The organism is Microcoleus sp. Pol1C5 (assembly GCF_036701115.1).
Classification (GTDB): Bacteria; Cyanobacteriota; Cyanobacteriia; order Cyanobacteriales; family Microcoleaceae; genus Microcoleus.
Genome location: NZ_JAUBQE010000023.1, coordinates 62114 through 84761 on the forward strand (window position 1 = coordinate 62114; position 22648 = coordinate 84761).

23 protein-coding genes and 1 other RNA gene are annotated in these 22648 nt (G+C 44.6%); 20 read left to right on the top strand and 4 right to left on the bottom strand.

Annotated features, from left to right (window positions below):
• Window positions 1–41 precede the first annotated feature (41 nt).
• Window positions 42–488: a hypothetical protein gene (locus tag QUA23_RS14610; RefSeq protein ID WP_333077105.1), complete on the bottom strand. Its 447-nt coding sequence runs from the start codon at window positions 486–488 to the stop codon at window positions 42–44.
• Between the two features lie 428 nt (window positions 489–916).
• Window positions 917–3403 (bottom strand): putative PEP-binding protein, encoded by a 2487-nt coding sequence (locus QUA23_RS14615; protein WP_333077103.1) that lies wholly within the window; start codon window positions 3401–3403, stop codon window positions 917–919.
• Between the two features lie 72 nt (window positions 3404–3475).
• Here QUA23_RS14615 and QUA23_RS14620 point away from each other — a divergent pair, with 72 nt between their 5' ends.
• A complete protein-coding gene (locus QUA23_RS14620; protein WP_333060981.1) occupies window positions 3476–4162 on the top strand; it encodes a ComF family protein in 687 nt (228 codons plus the stop codon).
• 135 nt (window positions 4163–4297) lie between these two features.
• On the opposite strand, the gene QUA23_RS14625 is transcribed toward QUA23_RS14620, so the two are convergent.
• Window positions 4298–4852, bottom strand: coding sequence for a 2'-5' RNA ligase family protein (locus tag QUA23_RS14625; protein WP_333077101.1), 555 nt, complete (start codon window positions 4850–4852; stop codon window positions 4298–4300).
• 120 nt (window positions 4853–4972) lie between these two features.
• Between QUA23_RS14625 and QUA23_RS14630 the strand changes: the two genes are divergently transcribed.
• The 15 genes from QUA23_RS14630 (at window position 4973) to QUA23_RS14700 (ending at window position 14456) form a co-directional block, all read left to right on the top strand.
• Complete coding sequence (locus QUA23_RS14630; RefSeq protein WP_333077099.1) at window positions 4973–5239, top strand: YciI family protein; 267 nt, start codon at window positions 4973–4975, stop codon at window positions 5237–5239.
• A 23-nt stretch (window positions 5240–5262) separates the two neighbouring features.
• Window positions 5263–5359, top strand: an RNA gene (gene ffs, locus QUA23_RS14635) — signal recognition particle sRNA small type.
• Window positions 5360–5382: 23 nt separating this feature from the next.
• The gene (locus QUA23_RS14640) at window positions 5383–5763 is read left to right on the top strand and encodes a phasin-related domain-containing protein (protein ID WP_333040711.1); all 381 of its coding nucleotides are present in this window, start codon (window positions 5383–5385) and stop codon (window positions 5761–5763) included.
• A gap of 198 nt (window positions 5764–5961) precedes the next feature.
• Entirely contained in the window at window positions 5962–6405 is a 444-nt protein-coding gene (locus QUA23_RS14645) for a hypothetical protein (RefSeq protein WP_333060985.1), read from the top strand.
• Between the two features lie 34 nt (window positions 6406–6439).
• Window positions 6440–7009: a Uma2 family endonuclease gene (locus QUA23_RS14650; protein ID WP_333077098.1), complete on the top strand. Its 570-nt coding sequence runs from the start codon at window positions 6440–6442 to the stop codon at window positions 7007–7009.
• A gap of 96 nt (window positions 7010–7105) precedes the next feature.
• Window positions 7106–8452 carry a DNA phosphorothioation system restriction enzyme gene (locus QUA23_RS14655; protein WP_333066876.1) on the top strand — a complete coding sequence of 449 codons (1347 nt, stop codon included), beginning with the start codon at window positions 7106–7108 and terminating at the stop codon, window positions 8450–8452.
• Between the two features lie 203 nt (window positions 8453–8655).
• Window positions 8656–8931, top strand: a complete 276-nt coding sequence (locus QUA23_RS14660) for a hypothetical protein (RefSeq protein WP_333040705.1) — start codon at window positions 8656–8658, stop codon at window positions 8929–8931.
• Entirely contained in the window at window positions 8928–10994 is a 2067-nt protein-coding gene (locus tag QUA23_RS14665) for an AAA family ATPase (protein ID WP_333077096.1), read from the top strand. Before QUA23_RS14660 ends, QUA23_RS14665 begins: the two co-directional genes overlap by 4 nt.
• The gene (locus QUA23_RS14670) at window positions 10984–11640 is read left to right on the top strand and encodes a Uma2 family endonuclease (RefSeq protein WP_333077095.1); all 657 of its coding nucleotides are present in this window, start codon (window positions 10984–10986) and stop codon (window positions 11638–11640) included. The genes QUA23_RS14665 and QUA23_RS14670 overlap by 11 nt, the downstream gene beginning before the upstream one ends.
• A gap of 12 nt (window positions 11641–11652) precedes the next feature.
• Window positions 11653–11973, top strand: a complete 321-nt coding sequence (locus QUA23_RS14675; protein WP_333077093.1) for a nucleoside triphosphate pyrophosphohydrolase — start codon at window positions 11653–11655, stop codon at window positions 11971–11973.
• 92 nt (window positions 11974–12065) lie between these two features.
• Window positions 12066–12536: a DNA phosphorothioation-associated protein 4 gene (locus QUA23_RS14680; protein WP_333077092.1), complete on the top strand. Its 471-nt coding sequence runs from the start codon at window positions 12066–12068 to the stop codon at window positions 12534–12536.
• A gap of 10 nt (window positions 12537–12546) precedes the next feature.
• Window positions 12547–13605 carry an endonuclease/exonuclease/phosphatase family protein gene (locus QUA23_RS14685; RefSeq protein ID WP_333077090.1) on the top strand — a complete coding sequence of 353 codons (1059 nt, stop codon included), beginning with the start codon at window positions 12547–12549 and terminating at the stop codon, window positions 13603–13605.
• Window positions 13602–13880 carry a hypothetical protein gene (locus tag QUA23_RS14690; protein ID WP_333077088.1) on the top strand — a complete coding sequence of 93 codons (279 nt, stop codon included), beginning with the start codon at window positions 13602–13604 and terminating at the stop codon, window positions 13878–13880. Before QUA23_RS14685 ends, QUA23_RS14690 begins: the two co-directional genes overlap by 4 nt.
• Window positions 13881–14065: 185 nt before the next feature.
• Window positions 14066–14254: a DUF6888 family protein gene (locus QUA23_RS14695; protein ID WP_333077086.1), complete on the top strand. Its 189-nt coding sequence runs from the start codon at window positions 14066–14068 to the stop codon at window positions 14252–14254.
• Window positions 14241–14456, top strand: coding sequence for a DUF6887 family protein (locus QUA23_RS14700; RefSeq protein WP_333077085.1), 216 nt, complete (start codon window positions 14241–14243; stop codon window positions 14454–14456). Before QUA23_RS14695 ends, QUA23_RS14700 begins: the two co-directional genes overlap by 14 nt.
• A 62-nt stretch (window positions 14457–14518) precedes the next feature.
• Here QUA23_RS14700 and QUA23_RS14705 read toward each other — a convergent pair whose 3' ends face one another.
• On the bottom strand, window positions 14519–16111 hold the full coding sequence (locus QUA23_RS14705; RefSeq protein ID WP_333077084.1) for a DGQHR domain-containing protein: 1593 nt from the start codon (window positions 16109–16111) through the stop codon (window positions 14519–14521).
• 318 nt (window positions 16112–16429) lie between these two features.
• Between QUA23_RS14705 and dndB the strand changes: the two genes are divergently transcribed.
• The 4 genes from dndB to dndD all read left to right on the top strand — a co-directional run bounded on the left by dndB (window position 16430) and on the right by dndD (window position 22534).
• On the top strand, window positions 16430–17527 hold the full coding sequence (gene dndB, locus QUA23_RS14710; protein WP_333077083.1) for a DNA sulfur modification protein DndB: 1098 nt from the start codon (window positions 16430–16432) through the stop codon (window positions 17525–17527).
• Window positions 17528–17707: 180 nt separating this feature from the next.
• Window positions 17708–18676 (top strand): HNH endonuclease, encoded by a 969-nt coding sequence (locus QUA23_RS14715; protein ID WP_333077082.1) that lies wholly within the window; start codon window positions 17708–17710, stop codon window positions 18674–18676.
• Window positions 18677–18698: 22 nt separating this feature from the next.
• Window positions 18699–20414 carry a DNA phosphorothioation system sulfurtransferase DndC gene (gene dndC, locus QUA23_RS14720; protein ID WP_333077150.1) on the top strand — a complete coding sequence of 572 codons (1716 nt, stop codon included), beginning with the start codon at window positions 18699–18701 and terminating at the stop codon, window positions 20412–20414.
• Window positions 20415–20536: 122 nt separating this feature from the next.
• Complete coding sequence (gene dndD / locus QUA23_RS14725) at window positions 20537–22534, top strand: DNA sulfur modification protein DndD (protein ID WP_333077081.1); 1998 nt, start codon at window positions 20537–20539, stop codon at window positions 22532–22534.
• Window positions 22535–22648 lie beyond the last annotated feature (114 nt).

The following is a 22648-nucleotide window of genomic DNA, read 5'->3' on the forward strand; positions in this document are numbered from 1 at the left end:
GCAAAATTTATCAGGAGAAACCGGGTTGATGAGCGTTAGTCTTAGAAAGAGTAAACTCGCCCTTTTTCATCAATATAAACTGACCGGTCTTGCCTAGTGCGGGGGTCTGATCTGGTGATGCGAACCGTCACAATGTTTGTCTGCGAATCAACGTTATAGTCATATTTCAAAGTTGTGCTTCCTCCTGTGGCATTAATGGGAATATTGGCAATGTCGCCTGTGCGATTGCTGATACGAACAATGATGTTTTTGCTGGTTCCGACGGGCAAGGATGACAAGCTGGCACCTGATTGACCGTATTCTAGGTTTAATCCTGTTTCATTTAACAGTCTGAGGGTTATGTTGCGAGTATTGTCAACCTGCGCTTGAGGTTGCCAGAATCCGGGTTTTTTGCCACCGTCAGCTGCAGGTTGAGATAATGCTGGGTGAGGATGCAGAAAGGCCAGGGCGGCAAGTATTGCTGCGGTTGCAATAATTTTTGATTTCACGGTTTGTACCTCCGGGTCAAGAATTGGTGATATTTCTATCCTAGCTTTAAAATCGGATGTTAGTGGAAGGAAGAAGGAAGTTCGGCAACGGATTATTTAACGGATGTAACGGATGTAACGGATGTCAGGAAGAAGGAAGAAGGAAGAGGCAAAAAGGAAGAAGGAAGAAGGAAGAGGGAAGAGGGAAGAAGGAAGAGGGAAGAAGAAAGAAGCAATAAAAGGAATAAAAGCCAGGGTTTGAGAAATTAAGAATTTCCTAACCGTCAGGGCGGTTGCTATATCTATTCAGAAACCGGGTTTCTGTAGTTGTTAATATTCCTGGACGCACGGGTTGTCTAGAAATCCGATTTCTGAGCGGGTGCCTGCTTGCCAAAGCTATGATTTAGAGTAGAAACCGGATTTCTGGGGTCAAGTGGGTCCGGAAGTGGTTAATTGTTAATTATCGATCGAGCGGCTTCTAGCAGCAGGCGCTGTTCAGCGCGGACGATCGCTCTGGAAGTTTGTTCTGCAGCATCGACATTGACCGAAATAGACGAAATTCCCCACCGCACGAAGGATTCAACTGTATCGGGATACAATGCGGGAGCGTCGCCGCAGATTGAGCAAGGAATGCCGGCGGCCCGGGCCTGTTTGATTAATTGTTCGATCGCCCTCATCACTGCTCGATCGCGCCCGTTGAAAGCACCTGCTACCTGGTCGGAGTTGCGGTGAACTCCTAATAGCAATTGGGTTAAATCGTTAGTGCCGATAGAAATTCCTTGAACTCCGGCTTTTACGTAATCGGACAATAAAAATAACACCGAAGGAACTTCCGCCATAATCCACATTTGAAACTCGGTTGAGCGGTTTTTCCAAACTTTTTCTAAGCGCTGGCGGCAGTATATAAACTCGTCAACCGAGCGCACGAAAGGCAAAATTAAATTAACATTGGTATGGCCTGACTCGCAGACTTTTTGAAGTACGCAGAGTTCCCAATCAAATAATTGCGGTTCAAAGGTATAACTGAAACTGCCGTCGGCACCTGACTCCCGTAAATCGAGCGATCGATAAAATATTGGCCGCGGCGAAACAGCAGCAGCAAATAAACTGAGGCAATCCGCCATGCGATCGACAAATTCCGATTGGCGGCCGTCTTGCAGCCACACTTTGGGGTTTTGACAGTCCAAAGCTTCTAATGCCATTAATTCCGATCGCAGCAATCCGATGCCGTCTATTGGCAGATTTTTGAGGCGGTCGATCGAACTTGTTTGGCTGACATTAACTAGCAGTTGAGTCGCCGTTGGTGGGCCCCAAACATATTGAGTAGACTCAGATTGTCGAGATGTAGGGGTGGAATTGGACGATCGATCGGAGGTAGAAGATTGGTGCTTGGCTATTGACATTTTCGCTGCTGTACTGTAGATATTTGTCTTTTTTGCTGTGTCCCGAAGTCGGCGGCTGTCTCCTGTCTCGATCGCATCCTGTTGCGCGAGGGCAAAAACTTCTCCGCTATCGCCGTCTACCAACACCGAATCGCCCGAAGCGATCGCTCGCGTGGCTCCGGTCACTCCCACAACGGCGGGAATCCCCAATTCCCTCGCTAAAATGGCGCCGTGGCCTGTCATACCTCCTTGTTCCGCAACCACCCCAGCAGCAACCTTCAGCCAAGGCAGCCAATTCGGCTCGATTGTCCGGGCTACCAAAATGCCTCCGGCTAAGAATTCCGCGTTTTCTGGGTGGGAATTAGTCATAACTTGGGCAATTGCTTCGGCTTTTCCTGATGCTGCTGCCACACCTCTGAGTATGGCAGGAGTTCGGGCTGGGGCGATCGAGTTTGGCTGCGGGAGGGCGATCGAATTTTCCTTTATCGCCGCGACTTTTTCCCCTTTCACAAGACGAACTTGAGTGAAATAAAACTGCCGTTCGCCACTGTTTGCTGTCTGGTTTAGCGTCCACTCCAAAATTAAATCTGAGTCAAATTCTGCGATCGCTTTTTTACTCAATTCAATGATTTCTTGCAGTTGCGATTCCTCTAAAACATATTCTGTTTGTGCTTCCTCTCCCAGCGCTAAAACTTGCACGCAACAATCAGCAAAATCAGGAATTATAAATGGAGAATCGGAAATTGGGAAAGCAGCAAACTTGCCCAACAGCAGTTTTTTTTTCGGTTCACCATCGCCGACTTTGAGATTGTAGGCTAATGTTTTGTAACCGATCCGCTGGAATTTAACCGCGCTTGTTTCTGGCTGCACTTGATAGTAATCGGGGATGGTTTCTCCCCTAGCGAGGGACAATCCCAAACCGCTGGTGGCTTGGATTTCCCACTGTGCACCCGCCTTTGTTTTCACCTCGCCTGCGGCGATCGCTTCTTGAAGTGGCTGCACCAAAACTGCGGGATTAATTTGCTGTACCCGCAGGCCGCACCGCTGCCAGTAAAATAGACTTCGGGCTCTGAACATTTCTGCCCAAGCTCGTTTGAGTCCGTCCCCAATGGCTTCGGGTTCTGCCCGTACTGCCTGAGATTCCAGAATGCCGACTGTTTTCGGGTTCCAGGAAGTCAGGGAAGGGCGAAAAATTAAGGCTGTGGAGTTTAAGTTTGACTTTGAGTTGAGTTGACTAACAGCAGACTCTAGGGTGGAGAGCAGTGAATCTGGCAGTTTGCCGGCGAGGATTTGGTGGCGGATGCTGCGGGCGATCGATTGCAGTTGTCTGGGTTCATCGACATTCAAGTGCAGGGAAGAGTGTGGCCAGTCAGCAAACAGCGGTTCTAGGCACTCGATCGACTCTAAAAACTGCCAGAATGTGGTAGCCGGTACGACAAAACCCGGTACAACAGGATGATTTTTCTGGAGCAAACAGCTCAAGTAAAATGCTTTTTCTCCCACTGCATCTCTGTCTGAAGGTTGAATTTTGTCTAACCAGTAGAGGTTTTTCACGCTGCGAGCCTGTCGGTGGAAACTGATTGAAGTTGAAAGTTTTTCCCATTAATCACTTACGACAATTTTAGGATGAACAAGCGACAATGGACGGGATTGGTCAAATCTTTTCTCAATCTATTTCTTAAGTCTAACTGTCCTCTTTGTCAGCGACCGGCCGCCGGAGAGTTTTGTTTGTACTGTCACAAGCAACTTCAGCGATGTCAGTTAAGCGATTCCGGTCGATTTTGGAATTCTGAGCAGCGTGTTTTTGTGTGGGGTGAGTATGGCGGGGCTCTCAAACGCGCGATCGCAGCTTTGAAATATGACGGCAATCCGCAATTAGCCAAACCTCTAGGCGGCTGGCTGGCAGAAGCTTGGCTGAGTTTTCCGGAGTTAGCTATAGACAATCTAACAGTTGTACCGATTCCCATGCACAAAGAAAAGGTCAAGGAGCGCGGTTTTAACCAAGCGGAACTGTTGGCTGAAAGTTTTTGCGAGCTGACTGGTTTGCCTTTGCAGCGACACGGTTTGGAGCGGGTGAAAAATACTCAGGCTTTATTCGCTCTGACGCCACAGCAGCGCCAAGCAGAAATGAAAAATGCTTTAAGTTTGGGGAAAGATTTTCGTCGTCGCCTCCCGCGCGATCGAGTGCTGTTAGTTGATGATATTTACACTAGCGGTACTACGGTTAAGTCGGCAATTAAAATATTGGAACAGTCGGGAATTTCGGTTTACGGAACTGTGGCACTTGCAACTCCGAATAAGAGCGATCGGTAGGCTATTTTGTCTTTAATTTTAAACAGGTTTGTAGTGAGGAAATGTTATTTCTCAGGATTTGCTAATAAGATTTTTTTGGGAAAACGAACCGCGAAGACGCGAAGTCCGCGAAGGAAGAGAAAGAAGAGAGAGAGTTTAGGCGGAAAGGGGGAATTGGTTGCTGATGTTCCACCGGCTGCCGTCGTGAAGCAGCAAAGTTAATGCCGAAGCGGTAAACTCAAAGTGGAGCGATCGCCCGGAGAATTCCAACCAAGCCGTTTGAAAATTCTCCTTAGTTAAATCGCGAAACGCTACTGTCATGTGTGGTACAAATGGGCGAGCCTGAGAAACTCGATCGACTATTCCCAAAGTTGCCTCCAAATAACTCATCAAATCTTTGTGAATCTCCAGCAATTCGGGCGATTTGACAACATCAACGTAAATGACGCGCGGCGCGAAAGCAGCAAAACTGGATAGAGTAACGGGAATTGACAGCCGATTTGCCGAAAACTCCTTCAAACTTTCCTCTAATTTGGGAACATCCTCCGCTAACGAGTGAAAAGGAGGTTGCAGCGTGATGTGCGGCGGCGACTTCAAAGCACTGCGGCTGTTGTAGTGTTCCGCAAAATACTGTTGAATCTCAGTAATGTGCTGTTCAATATCGGGAGGTGGCACTAGGGCAATAAAAAATCGCTGTTTTGACTGGTTCATCGGATAACATCGCAGTTAAGAAAGGATGGTGCAAAATGGAATAGAGAGCATTTGCCCTAGATCCCATTGGTGATCACCCATTCCCAATCTAAAATATAAAATCTAAAATCCCAAATAAAAATGCCTTGGTTTGTCAAAATTGAGCAAGGAATTGTCGAAAAGCCTGTCTTTGACCAATACGTGCCAGCTCACAGAGCTTATGTCCGAGAGTTGATTTCTAAAGGACACCGAGCGAAAACTGGCTACTGGGGGAGGCGCGGCGGCGGTATGTTGATGTTTGAGGCGGGTTCGATGGATGAGGCAAAGGCGATCGTCGCTGAAGACCCGCTGGTGAAGAACGGTTGCGTTATTTATGAAATTTATCACTGGTGTGTGGTTGAAGAATAAATAACTGTGTTATACTCATATATGAACTGGACCCACGCGATTCCAACGCCCAAATCTTGTCAGGACCGGAAGGTAGCAGCAACACGGGATGCTTGTAATAGGCGTGGTCTCCGGTTCACCCAGTTTTATGAGGTGTAGCTCCTATGCCTGGTTTCGGAGATATTTTACAAAAAGCAGTTTACCTTGGTGTCGGGCTAGCTTCTTACGCTGGTGAAAAAGCTGGCAGCAAGTTAACTGAATTACGCACTGAAGCCCAAAAGCTGGCAGACGAATTAGTCAAGCGTGGTGAGATGTCAACGGAAGAAGCTCGCCGCTTTGTTGATGACATGGTGCAACAGGCTCAGCAGCAGCCCCCCGTAGCATCGGCTGGGAACGAAAAACCGGCTGAACCTCGGCGGATTGAAATTATTTCTGAGGAAGAAGATGTCTCGGCAAAAGATGCTAAAGAGACAGGCGGCGTAGACAAGCTCCGCGAACAGGTGCAGAATTTACAAGAGGAATTGCGGCGTCTGAAGCGAGATTAAACTCAAAAAAGCTCGCTCCGTAAAGCATGAAGGGAACTCAGGATAATACTCTTGAGTTCCCTTTTTGAATATCTCCCCTGTCAGATGTGGACGGATATCAGGCAATAGGTAATAGAATTGAAAGTAGGTGCAAGCACTTCACTTGAGGCTGGCTGCACTTGTCTGTAAAATATTTTGTAATAGCCAACTGTCAAATTCATGGAAGATTGGTCTAAAGATTTTTTTGGAGCAATGGAAAATGCTGTTACTGAAGTAGAGCATTTTTTCAGCGAAATGGGCGAAGAGTTTGTCGAAATGCTGGACGTTTTGGCAAAAATGTCGGAAGAGTTTACTGAACAAGTACAAAATAATCTGATTAACGACATTGACGGTTATTTCAATGAATTTGACGGTTTATTGAATGAATTTATCGAACCGATAATTGAAATTTGCCGCGACTTCGACCCGCAATTTGATGAGATAGATTTGTCGATGGTGACTTATGTAGACCCTTCGCCGACGCAGCAGCCGGCTTGTCGCGGTTGTCGCAACTATCACGGTCAAGTTTACGGGGGAAATTTGTTGGTTTGTGCGATGCACCCTACTGGTGTGGAATCGGAGAGTTGTGCTGATTGGGAAACAGACGGCGATGCAGATTTTTGATGGCCCAGTTGAGTTGTTGAGGGGTTAATGGCTTATGGTAACGTCAATTCAGTCTCCGTCAAAGATTTCTCTGGAAGAGTTTCTGCTGCTTCCAGAAACGGAGCCGGCTAGCGAGTATGTTGACGGTCAAATTTATCAAAAAGCTATGCCCCAAGGAAAACACAGCACGTTACAAATCAAATTTTCATCGGCTATTAATCAACTTGGCAAACCGCAAAAGTTAGCTTTTGCTTTTCCTGAATTGCGCTGCACTTTTGGGGGGTGTGCTGTTGTTCCAGATTTAGCAGTATTTGAGTGGTCACGCATTCCTCTGAATTCTCAGGAAGAAATTGAAAATAGGTTTGAAATTGCGCCCGATTGGACAATTGAGATTTTATCGCCGGATCAAAGTTCAACTCGCGTGATTAAGAAGATTCTGTTTTGCCTCAAGAATCATACTAAATTAGGTTGGCTGATTGACCCGGAAGAAGAATTGGTAATTGTTTTTAAACCGCACCAGGAACCTGAGATTAAAGAGAATGAAGATATTTTACCTGTACTGGATGTGCTGTCGGATTTGCAACTGTCGGCGGCAAATTTGTTTGAGCTGTTAAGTTTTAATTAGAAATGAGTTACAGTTGAGTCAGGGTAAGTTGGCATCTAACGACATTTAAAGGTGAATCGCTCAACGGCTAATAATTCGCAATTTGGGTTTCCGAAAATGCCGCCATCGCTGCAATTGCGACAGTATCAGCGAGTGGCGGTTGCTAATTGGTTTGCCAATCAGGGACGCGGTACGCTGAAGATGGCGACGGGTAGCGGCAAGACGATTACTGCACTGGCGATCGCCACTGAATTATACAATAAAATTAACCTGCAAGTCCTGCTCGTAATTTGCCCTTACTGCCACCTGGTGAATCAGTGGGCGCGGGAATCAGAGAAATTTGGTTTAAAACCTATTTTGGCTTTTGATAGCGCCCGCAGTTGGCAGAATAAGCTGGCTGCGGGTTTGTATGAAGTGCGCTCTGGCGAGCGAGCATTTCTCACAATCATCACTACCAATGCTACCTTAATGGGAGATAGTTTGCGATCGCAACTGCGCTATTTCCCAGAAAAAACCCTGATTATTGGAGACGAAGTTCACAACTTAGGCGCGCCCCGTTTAGGAGAAAGTTTGCCGCGCAATATTGGACTGCGACTCGCCCTTTCCGCCACCCCAGAAAGGCATTTCGACGAACAAGGAACCGAAGCTATTTTAGATTATTTCGGCCCTGTTTTGCAGCCGGAACTCACCTTAGCAGACGCCATCCGCCAAAAAGCATTAGTACATTATTTATACTATCCAATTTTAGTAGAATTGACAGAAGCCGAAACCCGCAAGTATTCCCGCTTAACTCAAAAGATTGGCTGGGCGCTTTGGGGCGATGAAAAAGTAGAAGAAAACGATGCTTTAACGACTTTATTAATGCAGCGAGCTCGGTTAATTGGGGCAGCGGCTAATAAATTAACAGCTTTGCGAGAATTAATGATTCACCGTCTGGACACAGCCCACACTTTATTTTACTGCGGCGACGGTGCGATCGAAGGAGGTGCGCGCCGAAATAACAACCGGCAACTAACAGAAACCGCGAAGTTATTGGGTTCAGAATTAGGCTACCGAGTTAACACTTATACTGCGGCAACTCCTTTAGCAGAAAGAGAACGATTGCGCCAGCAATTTGAGAGTGGAGAATTGCAAGGTTTGGTAGCGATTCGGTGTTTGGATGAAGGCGTGGATATTCCTGCAATTCGCAATGCTGTAATTTTAGCAAGCAGCAGCAATCCGCGCCAGTTTATTCAGCGCCGGGGACGCATTTTGCGGCCGCATCCGGGGAAGGAAAGGGCAACTTTATTTGACATGATAGTTTTGCCTCCAGATTTGGGCAGAGAAACCTTAGAAGTCGAGCGCAATTTGCTGCGAAAAGAGTTGAAGCGGTTCTTGGAATTTGCCGATTTAGCCGACAATGCTGGGGAAGCTAGAGTCAAATTGTTGCAACTTCAGAAGCGTTACGGGCTATTAGACATTTGACATTTATTAAGGTTCGGTTTATGTTTGAGAATATAGAATTATTTGATCGCAGTTTTAGTTGCTAGTTTAGTTCGCGATCGCACGCAGAGTTCAGAAACCAGGTTTCTTTGTAGATTTCTCGTGACTGTTGACAAAACTCGTAGAAACCGGGTTTCTCGCCCATGAGCCTAGGCCCTGTATATTTTAATATTTGCAAAAAAAATATGACTGAAAATCTGAATGAAAATCTGATTATGGCATTTAGATATGAAGATAGTGCGATCGCAGCCTTACCGACAAGCATTTTAGCAGAAAAACGTTCTTCTTATCAAACTCATCAGGAATTCAGCGACGTACAGCAACCTATTACTAGCGCGCCACCGGAAGTGCGACAAATTATTGAGCGGGTATTGGAAATTGAAAAAGATAAGTTGTACATGAGAGCCCCCCGCCACATTAACGATGACATTTTAAAAATCATTAAGGAAGCAATTGTATGAAGTTAATCTCAATTACTCTATGCAACTTTCGTCAATTTTACGGCAAAAGCCCTGAAATTAAACTAGCTTGGGGTAGGCAAAATATTACAGTAATTCACGGTAATAACGGCGCGGGAAAAACGGCTTTAATGAATGCCTTTACGTGGGTACTTTACGGAGAATTTAGCGCCGCTTTTGCGGCAGAAGAACAATTAGTAAACAAGCGCGCTCTGGCTGAGGCAGAAATGGGAAAAGCCGTAGGTTGTTGGGCGGAAATTGTGTTTGAACACGACAGCACGCGCTACCAAGCAAAACGCATATGTCGTGCTTATAAAAGTGAAAATACTGTAGAACATGGCAAGGCTGAATTGTTTCTGAGTGTAGCAAAAGATAACGGTCTCTGGCTGAAGCCGGATCAGCATCCCGATGATATTATCGGGCGGATTTTGCCGGAAAGTTTACATAAATATTTCTTTTTTGATGGGGAGCGAATCGAGCAAATTGTCCGCTATGACAAGAAGGCAGAAATTGCGGAAGCTACTAAGGAGTTGCTGGGGGTGGAAGTCTTGAATCGATCGATCCGGCATTTAGGAGAAGCAAAAAAATCTCTAGAGACAGATTTAAATATAATTGGGAATGCTGAAACGAAACAACTTTTAAAAGACAAGCAAAAAATTGAGCAAGAAGTTGAGCAAATTTCAAGCAGACAGGTAGAAATTGAGCGGGAATTGATTAACCAAGGAGAGTTAAAAAAAGCAGTTAATGGTAACTTGTTGGAACTTAGCGGTGCTGCGGATTTACAAAAGTTGCGAGACGAATTAGAAAGTCAAAAAAGTTTATTTAAGCAACAAATTGCACAAGCTACAGATGCTCTAAAACGCTCAATATCTATGCGGGGTTATGGAGTATTTCTGTCAGAGGCGGCGGCTGAATTTCAACTAATAGTAGGAGGCTTCCGAGAAAAAGGCGAGTTACTTTCGGGGATTCAGCGGCCGTTTTTGGAAGAGTTATTAGCGCAGCAGCGGTGTATCTGTGGTGCGGAATTAGTGGAGGGTTCTGAGTCTCGCCAACAGGTTAGCGGTTGGATGGAGAAGGCGGGAATTGGGGATGTGGAAGAAACAACTATTCGGATTAGCGATCGCGTAAATGAAATTGATAGGCAAGTGACTGATTTTTGGGAGGAAATTGACCGACAGCAAGGCAATATCAGCCGTGACAGAACCGAACTTTCTAGGGTAGAAAATCAGCTAGACGATATTCACAACAAGCTGCGAAATTTTCCTGACGGCGATGTCAGCCGCTTGCAAAAGCGCTTGGATGAAATTGAGGCAAAAATTGGCGATTTGCACCGGGAAACAGGCTCTAACCAGCAGCAGATTGAGAGTTTGAAGGCGTCGATCGCGAATCTGGACAAGCAAATCGACAAGCAGCAACTGAATGAGCAAAGGCAAGTATTAGCCCAGCGCCGGATTGCTGCGACTCAGGATGCGATCGATCGCCTAACTGAAGTGCGATCGCGCTTAGAAAAACAGTTTTGTTCTCAGTTAGAAAAGCGGGTGCAAGATATTTTTAGTCAAATTTCGTTTACTCCTTACATCCCCAAGTTGAGCGATAAATACGAACTGACGCTAGTAGAAAATACGTCGGGAAAAGAATCTTTGGTTGCCGCTTCTACAGGAGAAAATCAAATTCTCAGTTTATCGTTTATCGGCGGGATTATTGAGGGCGTGCGGGAGTGGAGTCAAAAGAATACTTTGATGGGCCCGGATAGCAGTACGTTTCCAATTGTGATGGATTCTCCCTTTGGGAGTTTGGACGAGATTTATCGCAAGCAAATCGCGAATAAGCTGCCGAAGTTGGCGAATCAATTGGTAGTTTTGGTAACTAAAACTCAGTGGCGCGGAGAAGTTGCTCAAGAGATGGAAAGTTGCATCGGTAGGGAATACGTGCTGGTGTACAATTCTCCGAAAGCTGATTGTGAAGAAGATGCGATCGAACTGGGCGGGACGCGCTATCCTTTAGTTAAGCGCAGTCCAAATGAGTTTGAATATACAGAAATTGTAGAGGTGGATTATGGCTTCTAATTCGGCAATTACGCAGGTTTTGGAAACGGATATTTGGGTGGAGGCGACGTGGGAAGAGTTTCTAAATTTTGCTGAGGATTCAGCATGGGAAAAGGGCAAGTTTTATTACTATCAACAACACATGACGGTAGAAATGTCACCCGTAGGGCCATTGCACGGGCGTCATAATTCAATCATTCCGTATGTAGTTATTCTGTTTGCTACATTGAGAAATATCCGAGTAGTTCAACTTGCTAATGCCAGTTTTAGGAAAGCAGGTATTCGCGAGTTTCAACCTGATTTAGCTTACTACATCGGTTCAGATTTGAGAGTTCCTCCTAATGACAGCAACTCACCTGTTGATTTGGATGAATACGATCCGCCTAATTTGGTAATAGAAATTGGTGCATCTTCTTTTAACGATGATTTAGGCAGTAAACGGTTGCTTTACGAAAATGCAGGAATTAGTGAATACTGGGTTGAACGTGCAAACACGCGGGAGGTTTTTGCGTTTGCGATTAATGGCGGAGGTAGCGGGAGAATTCAAGAGTCGCGGGTTTTACCAGGGCTGGAAATCCGGTTAGTTGAGGAAGCTTTGAATCGGAGTCAAACGCAAGATGATGGGGAAATTAATCGCTGGTTGATTCAAACTTTTAGTCAAGGTTGAAAGGAGTTTGACGTGAAAAAAGAGTATCATAAGTTGGTGCGCGATCGCATTCCTGAAATTATTCGCCAAAGCGGGAATGAATGCGAGGTGGTAATTTTGTCGGAGGCAGAATACCGTCAAGCTTTGCTGCAGAAATTGATTGAAGAAGCGGGGGAAGCGGCGGCGGCTGATGAAGAAGATTTGGTGGCGGAATTGGCGGATTTGTATGAGGTGATAGATGCGGTGATGGTGAGTTTTGGCATTTCGGGCGATCGACTTTTGGCGGAACAAACGAAGCGGCGGGAAGCAAGAGGAGGTTTTGCCCAAAAAATTATGTTGTTGCGGACATTCTGAAAATTATCTGCGTTAATCTGTGTTTATCTGCCTCTAATCTGCGGTTACTCTATCAATCAAATTACTTAGTTAAAAATTACATATTAATCCCAATGGCTGCTAACAAAATTAGAATTGCTAAAGATAAAGCCGAGTTAGTCAAATCATTAACTTTATCGGATAACAACTCCGCGCCATTTCAGACTTACGCCGATGTCATCGCTTTCGCCGCATCCTTGGGAAATCAGCGGAAAAAACGATCGCCTTTGGGGGAAATTTCTAAACGAGAACCGGGGGCGATCGATGTTGATATTTTTGTATCCAGGGGTTACGATATGGCGATTAAATTAATTGCGATCGCCGAAACCAAAAATCCTCAAATTCTCTCCCATCTCGACGAAAAATTGGAAGCAGAACGCTTGCAAATTTTTGAAGAATATGCTAATGGTGGGCTGGAAATTTTGCGCGAAGAGTTGCGGGGTGCGGCGGATTATACCGATCGCCTTTTGTTGGTTTTGATTTCAGAAAGAGACAACCAACATCGGTCAAATGAAGAATTCGATTTAAGCAAGTTCTTATTTTAATAGGTTTTCAATGAAGCACATCCCAAAAAATATAATCAAGAGATGCTTACAGAAATCTGCAAAATTTCTTGCTTACAGTTACTCAGCATTTATTATCTGCTATTTCATTCTCAAACTAATCTTTTGGGATAGAATAGGAATTCTTGCCTTAATTAGCACTTTTAGCCCCTTAATTTTCTTCCCTACTTTCCTGCTTCCCCTCATCGGATTGTTAATTATCAAAAAAAGATGGTTTACTGTTATTTCTGCGATCGCCTGCTTTCTTCTAATAAGTTGGCTGCACGTCAAATACTTTTCTCCCGCACCCATCAACATCACAGATTCGCAGCCCAGCATCAAAATTTTATCCCATAACCTCAGTTGGCATAAAACTCAGTCACCTACTTTATTTAAGCTGATTGACCAGCAAAAACCCGATATTATATTTTTACAAGAAATTGTTAGGAAACATACTGAAAGAGCTTTCACCTGGTTAAAAGCAGACTACCCCTATCAAATTGGCACTCCCCCTGTAGGAATTCTCAGTAAATATCCCATTGTATCGAGCGAAATACTGCACTTAGCCGACCATCCAGAAACGCAGCAGCGGGCAATTATTAAATTTAAGGAACAAGAAGTAGTGATTTATAATATGCAAGCTACCGGGCCGTGGTTGAAAATATCTAAAAAATGGCGTTTTCTCAAAATTCCAGTTTACAAATATGACAAACGTTCGCCGGAAATTCAAGACTTAGTGCAGCGAGTTGAGCGAGAAAGTCTGCCAGTAATTGTCGCAGGCGATTTTAATATGACAGACGAAACCCAAGACTATGACAGGGTGCAGAAAGTCATGCAAGATTCTTTCCGAAAATCTGGATTTGGGTTTGGTTTTACCTGGCCTCGCGGTTGGGAACTTAAATTCTTGGTAAAAAGGTCGAATTGGAGATTAAATTATCCCGTTTTTCGGATTGATTATATTTGGCATTCCAAGCATTGGGGTGCTAAATCGAGTTCGGTTTTGAAGGCCACGGAGTCCGATCATTTGCCTGTAGGAGCAAAACTTATTTTGTTAAAGGAAGCCAGATTGTGAGAATTGGCCTATACTATTTAAAGCCAGAGGCAAACCCCATGCAAATTACCCTCACCATCCCCGATCACTTAGAACAGCAGCTTCTTCAGAAAGCTAGCCAACTCAACTTGCCGCTCGAAACCCTGATTTTGTCATCCCTGGATCAACTATTTCAAGAAGACGAAGAGGAGCTATCTAAAGAAGAGATCCTCAACAGCCTCCGGATTGCGCTTCAGGAAGTAGAAGACGGCAAAGTTCACCCGCTCGCAGAACTTTGGGATGGTATTGATGTCTGAACCACCCAGCATCCAGGTTCTGTTTGCAGATCAATATCAAGCTATCTAAATGGGAAGGTAAACTTGGCTGCGAGCGGGATCTGTAGTATTGTTCTAGCGACTAAAATTGCTAAAAGTGATAATATAAATATACAACTTTCCTTGAACTCTATGTTAAAATAAGTATTAGGTTGAGTGATTGACAAATGCCTACTGCTGCCCAGCTAGAGAGTTTATATCGCATCAGTTATCAACTGACCTACACGATGCTTCAGCCTATACATCTGATTTGTGTTGACGATCGCACTCGTAATGTATACATATTGGCTGGGTACGATGAAGAGCTTGAGTTCCAAATTTTACCCAATGGGGAATTTGCTGATGAGCCAAGTTAACTATAACGCCATGTCGAATACTGAATTGAAACAGTATTTTCTTAAACATCGTGGAAATCGAGCCGCTTTTCAGGCGTACTTAGACAGAATCAATCAGCATCCGCTGAGGATTATTGCAAGTCCCGGCGATCCAGATTTTGATGAGAAAGTTCAAGCCGCAATTCGCCGCAAGTTAGAAGCGACAAGAAATCGCAGCACTTGAATGAAGCTAGGGATACGGCACTGCCGTATCCTGTATTTCATCATACTCGATCCAAGAAAAACTTAGCTAAGCACTGGCGGCAATCCTACCTCTTGCGGTGGCACAAACCTGCCATTAAAACTAACAGCTTTATCCTCAAAAGTCCTCGCTTCCGCTACCGCTTGCCGCAAATGAGCTCGCTCCATATCGTCCTGAATTCCCCCCACCAAATATACAATTAGCTTCGTCGCTAAATCCTTTCCAGAAACTAGCACTCGCTTTTTGTTCGGATCGTACAAAATCCCGTACCAGGCAGACTCAGGATTGTCCATGTGGCTAAATCCTTCATCGACATCGAATCTGCGGAGTTTGTCGAAAATAGATTTCAGGGAAAGTTTCTTTCTAAATACTAGAATTCCCAAAGCATTAGCTAAAGCAATTTGGCCGACTGGACGGAACAAAATATTTCCCTCGCCCCCAGGTTTTTCAAAACTAAATCGGCGCAATTCGGCCGTTTCTTCGCCGCTTTCAATTCTTTGATAGCTGGGTAAAGTTGCTAAATGATCGAACAATTTTTTAAACTCTTCAATTCCCTCTTTTAGTTCTTCATCTTCGGGACGCATGGGAATTAAACCTTTTCGTTCCGGCTTCCAATGGGGGAATTTGTATTCTAAATACCGTTCGGACATATCTTGCAGCGCTTGCAATGTGGTTAAGACAGTTGATTTTGCTGCGACTGTGGCGCTGTCCCAATTGACGCGGGGGTTTCTGTCATCTTGTTCTTTTAATAAGGGATGGGTGACGGCAATTTTTCTGGCTGCGATCGCAAATCCGTTATCCTCGTTCAATAATGCTAGCTGGCCCTGACTCAGCGTTACCGCCATTAGGTTAACGTGCACAAAGATCGATCGCACGCGCCGTTGTGCTTGCTGTCGCGTTTCCCCCGCTACCGCCGCCGGGATAAACTCAATCCCGATTTTTTCGTGAGCTAATTTATACACTGTTTCGGGGTTGATTTGATACTCTTCTGCTAAATCTTCCAGAGTAATTGCAGCGCCGACAGGTTTTTTATTTTTGTTGTATCTTTGCAGGATTCCGGTTTTAATTAAACTCATTAAACCTTGAACTCCCATCAGCCGATGCTGGCCGTCTAAGGCAAAAATTGAGACTTCTTTAGAAACATTCAAAAGGCCTAAGTTCTCGTTTTTATCAAAGGATGTAAATTCAGTCGCGGATTTGGTTGCTACGCCATTTTTATCCCATTCCTCGGCTAAAGGATTATCTACCCACGGGGGACTGACGACTACTAAAACTGCGGGGAATTTGTGCGATTTTCTGGCTGCTAAATATTGAGTGAGGGCGGCTTGGCGCGACCAATCTAAGGGACGCTGGATAATTTCGTCAATGGTTTCGTCGTCGCGGACGATGTTGTTGGTTTGGAGGTCGAATTTTTGGCGGAAAAGCGGCATTTGGGAGGCGAAACGGACGCGAGAGTCTAACCATTCTAGGGTGACTGAACCGATGTATGCTTCGCTGTTTCCCATCTGGGTTTTTTGTACGAAAATGCGATCGTCCTTTCCTAAATAATTATCTAATAAAAGTGCGATTTCCTGTCTGTCGCTATTTTCTTTTTCTAAAATTTTGCTAGCGAGGTCATCCGCTGGGTTGGTTGTCATCGGCGGTTTTTATATAAGTATGATATTTTTTTAAAAATATCATAGGTTAAATTAGATGTCAACACTTGTTTTTAAAAAAACATTGTGAAATACTTAACTTATGCCCTAAGAGCCCACCTGACACCCATAAGTTAGCAAAAAGTCAATAAGTATTAATACTTAATTTTTAGACCCAATGCCCCATGCCCCATGCCCCATGCCCCATTCCCCATTCCCCATGCCCAATGCCCAATGCCCCATGCCCCATGCCCCATTCCCAATGCCCAATGCCCAATGCCCCATGCCCCATGCCCCATTCCCGATGCCCCATTCTAAAATATGTCTACTCCTTCTTTTGAATACATTTTGCCGGTGATCCGGGGAATTCAAGCGGGCCGGGAATATTACGTGTCGATGTGTCCGGTGCGTTTTTTGCCGAAATTGTTTCCCTTTGAATCTGAAGATTTGCCGCCGTCTATGCGGGCGAAACGCGCGCTTAACAAAGCTAGGATTCCCGAAATTGCTGATTACTTTGTTAAGAATCCTACAAATTATACTTGTGGGGCTATTGCTGCTTCGATTGATGCGGATATTACTTTTGAAGCAGTGGGAAATGAGGCCGAAGAACGGAAAATCGGTCGCTTGCGGGTGCCGATGGATGCTAAGTTTACTATTAATGACGGACAGCATCGCCGGGCGGCTTTTGAGATGGCTTTGAGGGAAAATCCGCAGTTGGGATATGAGACGGTGGCGCTGATTTTGTTTCTCGATATTGGGTTGGAAAAATCGCAGCAGGTGTTTGCTGATTTGAATAATTTTCAAGTTCCTTTGGAGGCGTCGCTAAGTCTACTTTACAACCACCGGGACGATCGCGCTTTTGTGGTGAAGGCGGTTGTTAAGCAGGTTGAGGTTTTCCGCTGTTTGACTGAGATGGAGAGGGGGAGTTTGAACGGGCGATCGCACAAATTGTTTGCGCTGAGTGCGATCGATCGTGCGATCGTGGCTTTGCTGTCTAATATTCACGGCAGCGAACAGGCAAAACCCTCTGGTTCTCGCACCAAAAAAGAACAGAAAGAGGAAGAACTCGCTCAAAAAATACAACTGGCGGTTAGTTATTGGAATGCGGTTAGCAATTTTATTCCAGATTGGCAATTAGTTCTGCACAAGCAAGTGGCGGCGGGGGAAATGCGCCGGGATTGCGTGCACTGTCACAGTGTTGTGCTTGAGAGTTTGGGGGAAGTTGGGGCGGCTTTGCGATCGGTTTTTCCTGAGAGTTGGGAGGAACGTTTGGCTGTTTTGCGCGAGGTTGATTGGTCGATTTCTAATCCTGATTGGGAGGGTGGAATTTTGTTGAAAGGGGGGATTTCTAAGTCGAGGGCGAGTGTTAGTTGGATGACTGATTATTTGAAAAAGCGGTTGGGTTTGGAAACCGCATAGGCACGCGGACAGTGATATAATTATCTCCTGTTTAGGCTGGAAAATTACTTTTTAGTGTGCTGACACTGCTTAAATTGTCTAGTTTATGCGTTATGGTTGTGCCTTGCGGTGCTGAACTTTTTGTTGAAAAGAGTGTAAAATTTTAGATCGGATTGTATTTAATCATAGCCGGAGGAGGAAATGACTACAGGAGAAGAGTCCGAACATAAGAATTTAGCATACTATCGCCAACGTTTTGCCGCTCTTAATGTAAGTAAGACACGGCAACGCGGTCAAGCTAATCATAAGCCAATATTACTATTGTCAATCATCGATCTAATTGCTCAAGAAATAATTAGGGAGAATCGAATTTATGTTTCGGACGAGTTAGTTAAAACATTTAACAAGTATTGGGAAATTTTAGGTTCTGATTCTCACAATCGTGGTTTGTACTATCCATTTTGGCATTTGGAAGGTGATGGATTCTGGCATAAAACATTGAAATCGGGATTTAACGGTTCAAAGCCTAAAACAACTAACAAGCTAAGAGAAGCTGTAGAATACGGTAGTTGGGATAATGAATTATTCGATTTACTCCAAGACCAAAATTCTAGATCGGAATTAATAGATACACTGATTGCTAAATGGTTTTCATTAAATAGGGACGCTCTGGGAGAGATTTTGCAAGTTAATCAAGAATTTGAAAATGTTACTCAGACAGAAAGTAAAATATCTGACCCAGCAGGAATTTCGGACGGACAACCGAGATTTTATTTAACCAAATCTGCGGTTAGAAATGCGTTTTTCAGGAAAGCCGTAGTACATACCTATGATTACAAGTGTGCATTTTGTCGATTGAAAGTCATGAAAAATTTAACCCAAAATATTGTAGATGGCTCACATATTAAGCCGTTTTCAAAATTTTATGATAATCAAATTAATAATGGGATATCATTGTGTAAAAATCATCATTGGGCTTTTGACCAGGGTTGGTTTGCTATAGATGATAATTACAGAATTATCGTCGCTAATGACTTAGAAGAGGAATCCCCCAATGCCAGATGTATGAAAGATTTTCATAGTGAAACTATTCTCCTGCCCACTTCAGAGCAAGATTTACCAAGACTAGAATCGCTAGAATGGCATCGGCTGAATGTATTTAGAGCTTAATGAAGTAACTGAGGTTGAAGACATGACAGAAACAATGCTACCACTTTTTCCACCCCGTACCGTTAGCGACTTAGTGGAAGAAATAAAAAAATTAAGTCAAGAAATTAGAGATTTATATTGTTTAGATGATCTACCTTGGGTTTTAGGATATTCCGGTGGGAAAGACAGCACTGCGGTAGTGCAGCTTATCTGGTATGCAATAGCAGAATTACCACCTGAAAAAAGGACGAAAAAAATTTATGTAATTACCACAGATACACTGGTAGAGAACCCGATAGTTTCTACTTGGGTACGTCAGTCATTAAAACAGATGAAGTCTGCGGCTATAAAGCAGCAGCTCCCAATAGAGCCTCATATGCTTTATCCAGATGTCAAAGATACTTTCTGGGTCAACTTGATGGGAAAAGGCTACCCAGCACCGAGACATGGATTTCGCTGGTGTACTGAACGCCTGAAAATCCTTCCTTCTAATCGGTTTGTTCGTGATATGGTGAGAATCAATGGAGAAGTGATTCTGATATTGGGTACTCGCAAAGCTGAAAGCATTAAACGCGCTGTTTCAATGGAGAAACATGAAGTAGGTCGAATGAGTGACCGTCTAAATGATAAATCTAGTTCCATTAAATCTATGCTTTATCAGAGTCCTAGTCTGCCTAATTCCCTAATTTATAGTCCGATAGAAGATTGGCGAACTGATGAAGTTTGGATTTATCTGAATCAGTGGCCTAATCCTTGGGAAAATAGCAATAAAGATTTATTTACCATGTATCGAGGCGCAACAGCAGACAATGAATGTCCTTTAGTTGTCGATACGTCTACACCTAGCTGCGGCAGTTCTCGCTTTGGCTGCTGGGTTTGCACAATGGTAAGCCAAGACAAATCTATGGAGGCAATGATTCAAAACGATGAGGAAAAAGAATGGATGCAGCCTCTCCTCGATATTCGCAACGAATTAGACATAAAAGACGATCGCCCAAAAAGAGACTTCCGACGCATCTACGGTAGAGTAGAACTGTTTGAACGCAACATGGGCGACGACACAACCTCCGTCGAACCCATCCCAGGGCCCTACACCAAATTCTGGCGAGAACACTGGCTGAGACGAGTCTTGGAAGCACAAACCCAAATCCGCAAAACCGCCCCCCTAGAAATGCGCGACATCACCTTAATTACCCCAGAAGAACTTAGCGAAATCCGCCGCATTTGGCTGGAAGAAAAGCACGAATTCGACGATTCTTTACCCCGGATTTACGAAGAAGTCACCGGCGAACCTTTTGAAGATTCCCGTCCCGCCGCCGAAAGAAAACTCCTCGGTAGCGATGAATGGACTGCGATCGAAGAGATTTGCAGCGAGGACAAAATGCACCTCGAATTGATGGCAAAACTCCTTGATACAGAACGCCAATACTACACGAAATCCCGCCGTACAGGCATTTACGGCGATTTGGACAAATGCTTTGAAACCAGTTCGCGATCGGAAACAGAAGCGATAGGCAACGCCCACTATCAACGCAACTTAAAAACAGCCCTGGAAGCTGTTAAAGCAAATCCGACGGAAAACATTCAGCAATTCAAAGATGCGATCGCCCAAACCAACAGTTCCGCCAAAAACGATACCGTTGATATTGCCAAACTTAAAGAAGAACTCGAAAGCAACAGCAATCAAAGCAGACAGCTATCTTGGGCAGACATCAAATTTTCTACTGCCGATGTAGGAGATAAAAATACCAAAGATTAAATCTGTTAAATCAAAATTTCCCCTGCGTAAGGTGCGTCAGCTATCATTATTCTCGACATAATCGATAGCCCAATCGCTGACGTACCTACCAAACAAATCAGCAACCACCGACAACATCTACAATGCAATTCCTCGAACTCGTCCTCAAAAACTTCGGCCCCTATGCAGGCACCCAAACCATCAATCTCCGCCCCGAAAAAGACGGAAATCCCTGCCCAGTCATTTTATTTGGCGGCATGAATGGCGGTGGCAAAACCACCCTCATGGACGCCATTCGCCTCGCCCTCTACGGTGGCCGCGCCCAATGTTCCACCCGAGGCAATTTAAGCTACAGCGACTTTCTCAATCTATGCGTCAACTACCACACTTCCCCATTAGAAGATACCCGCGTCGAACTAACATTTGAACAAGTCCAAGACGACAAATTAGCTCAATTTAAAATAGTTAGATATTGGAAAAAACCAGAAATAAAAGATAACTTAAGCATTCTCATATACAGCGAAGATGGCAGCGATTGGTGGCCTGACAAAGCAATTACTAACACCTGGGACGAATACATCGAAACCCTTTTGCCCGTTGGAATATCCAATTTATTTTTGTTTGACGGCGAACAAGTAAAAGCACTTGCAGAACTCGAAACACCGCCGGAGTTTGTCGTCGGCGCGATTAAATCTCTTTTAGGTTTAGAATTAGCAGAACGCCTCGCCGTCGATTTAGAAATTTTAGCCGGCCGCAAGCGGAAAGAAATTGCTGGCAAAAAAGACTTGGCTGCTTTAGAGAAAATCGAACAAACTTTTAAGAAAATTACTGATGAAATAGACTCAGCTAAGCAAGAACAAGCCAGCTTTAAAAACGAATTAGATAAAGCTCAAAAAAATCAGCAACAAGTATCAGAAAAGTTTATTTATGAAGGCGGGAAAATTGCCGCCGATCGCAGTCAGCTAGACAGACAGCTAAACGACTACAGAAATCAGGCAGATAAAACCCGTCAAGCCATGATGGAAGTAGCCTCAAATACGCTACCACTAGCCTTAATTTCGCCCTTGCTAAGTGAAGCAAAAACGCAAGCAGAAACAGAAGCCAGCCAGCAGCAAGCAAAGATTGCCCAAAATGTTATCAAACAAAGAAGCGATCGCCTCCTCAACTACATCGCGGAAATCTCGTTAAATCCCCAACAGCTAGATAAAATTCAAGACTTCATCCGCCAAGAAAACCAAGAACTCGAACAGCAAGCGGCAACAGACACTCCGCCCTGGATGAACGCCGACAACAACAGCATCCAGCAACTAGAAAACCTCCTTAGCTACCAAATCAAAGCCCAGCAAATTTTAGCCCGCGACCAAATAGAAGAAATCAAAAGCATCGAAGCAGAAATCGACTTCACAGACAGACAACTCGCAGCCGCCGCTTCCCCCGAAGCCTACGAAAAACTAGAAGAAGAAGTCAGGAAAGCCCAAAAAGCAGTCGCTATCGCAGCCGCAGCCTGCGAATCAGCCAACCGCCGCGTCGATGAATTAGAGAAAGAATTAGCCAAAAACCAAAAAGAACTAGAAAGCTACAGCAGCGAATACATCACAATCAGAAACAGCCAACACGTCATCGCTTCAATCGCCAAAGCCCAAGCCACCCTGAAACTCTTTAAAGAAAAACTCACCCTCAAAAAACTCAACAAACTCGAAATAGAAATTACCGACTGTTTTCGCTACCTGTTGCACAAAACCGACCTCGTGCACAGAGTTGCGATCGACACTCAAACATTTAGCCTCTCCATTTACGATCCAGAAGGCAAACCTGTACCCAAACACCGACTTTCAGCCGGGGAAAAACAATTGCTGGCGATCGCCTTTTTGTGGGGATTGGCTAGAGTATCCGGGAGACAATTGCCAGTGGCGATCGATACTCCCTTGGGCCGCCTCGACTCCTCCCACAGAAACAACCTAGTGGAACGCTATTTCCCCTCGGCCAGCCACCAAGTGATCCTGCTTTCTACCGACACGGAAATTAGAAAAGTAGAATACGAAAAACTCCAAGAGTTAGAGGCTATCGCCCACAGCTACCTCCTCAAATACGACTCCGCCAAACACCAAACTACCGTCGAAAAAGGTTACTTCTGGGAATAAAATTTCAGCCTAAAAAATAGCGCAACCCCCTTGACTTTGCTGGGGAGTTGCGGTAGTATATATAGCATAATGGGATGGTGGCGAAAATTTTATTTTTGCCACCATCCCATTATT